We start from the raw sequence: 1,309 nt of genomic DNA, 5'->3' as shown, positions 1-1,309 counted from the left end.
ATGCTGAGGAACGACGCTGTGCATGCGCTCGAGCGGCGCGACGCGTCGGCCGCTCTGCAAGCATGCGATCGCCTTTCCCAGGAATATCCKGCCGACGACTCCTTRCCGTCGCTGCGCGTTCTCACCGGCTACATCGAGGCCGCCGAAGTCGGCCGCGACGATGCGTTTCGYGACCACGAATCCTTGCGCGAGGCGCGACWGATGTTGCASGAGACGATCCGTCACGCTGCGCAGCGCACTTTCGGCGACCCGGCKGCCGCCGTCTGGCTCGCTGTGAGCTGGCAGGAMMTCGCACGCCGCGCCGGGTCGCTGGCSTTCGACGCGCGGGWTCCGCAGGACCATGCGGCGCCGATGTGGCTGCGTGCAGGCAACTGGGAGGCCGCCGCGCAGGCGGTCGCCACCATCGAATCGTGGCGACGCAAGCCGGCGCCGCTTGCCTGGATGGCCGAGGCCCGTTTGCATCTGTTCGGTCTGCGGGCGACCTGGCCGYTGCTCGCGGAACTKGGGTGGCTGTCGCCAGCGCTGCTGGAGGACGTCGCGCAACGCTCGCCCGACCCGCTCTTGCCGCAGTTGATACGCAGCTTCGAGGCGAACTTCGATGCGTCCTCCTCGGGCGGCGGCGAGATYGCAGACCTGAGCTGGTTTGCGGCATGGGTGCTCATYGAGCGCCCCGGTCTTCGTGAGCAACTGGCGGTCGCGCAAGCCTCGCAGCACAGCGCGCCGGAGCAGGCGATGCGTCTCCTGGTGGAACTGCTCGGCCTGGAGCGGCAGGGTCGCCACGCKGACATCGTTGCCCGACGAAAGGTGCTGCGCGACCTCCAGYCCTCGCTGTATGCGGCGTACATGAAGAGTCGCTGACGACTGCGCTGGACGCCTGGAGTCGGGGGAAYTACACGGGGCCGGTCCGGCTTGCTTCGGCGGCGGCCGCTGCCTGCGCGACACCCGCCGTCAGGGTCAGCCAGGTCTGGTAGTCGAACAGCAAAAGCTCCCTTCGGGATGTCCGCGCACGGGCGGCGGTCCTGGCTTTACGGCGGGCGGGCGCAGGCGCGGCTTTCGCTTTCCCGGAAAGGGGAAGTTCGAGGTTCTTGTGACGTTCTTTGGCCATATCGGAAAGGGTCGCAGCACTGCTGTCCAAGACAGGCGAATCCGGCGGATGACATGCTGAACTGACGCGGGTTCCGGACGGCTTGTGTGTGGATTTCAGGATCGTGCCCCCATGGGTGCTGTCCAACATCAAGTGAATGCGAATGCGCCCTGGGGTGATTCGTCGGGATCGGGCGGCGCTGTGAACGGCTCGTCGATCCACGCC

Annotated in this window: 1 protein-coding gene; it reads left to right on the top strand. The window is 67.3% G+C overall.

Going from position 1 to position 1,309, the window contains the following annotated elements; translation table 11 throughout:
- Nucleotides 1-18 precede the first annotated feature (18 nt).
- Nucleotides 19-858 (top strand): hypothetical protein, encoded by an 840-nt coding sequence (locus AC1DY5_RS55970; protein ID WP_478122761.1) that lies wholly within the window; start codon nt 19-21, stop codon nt 856-858.
- Nucleotides 859-1,309 lie beyond the last annotated feature (451 nt).

It is taken from the genome of Variovorax sp. P4_D9 (genome assembly GCF_056401695.1).
Note: the sequence above shows the minus strand (reverse complement) of the source record. Positions and strands in the feature narration are given on the sequence as shown.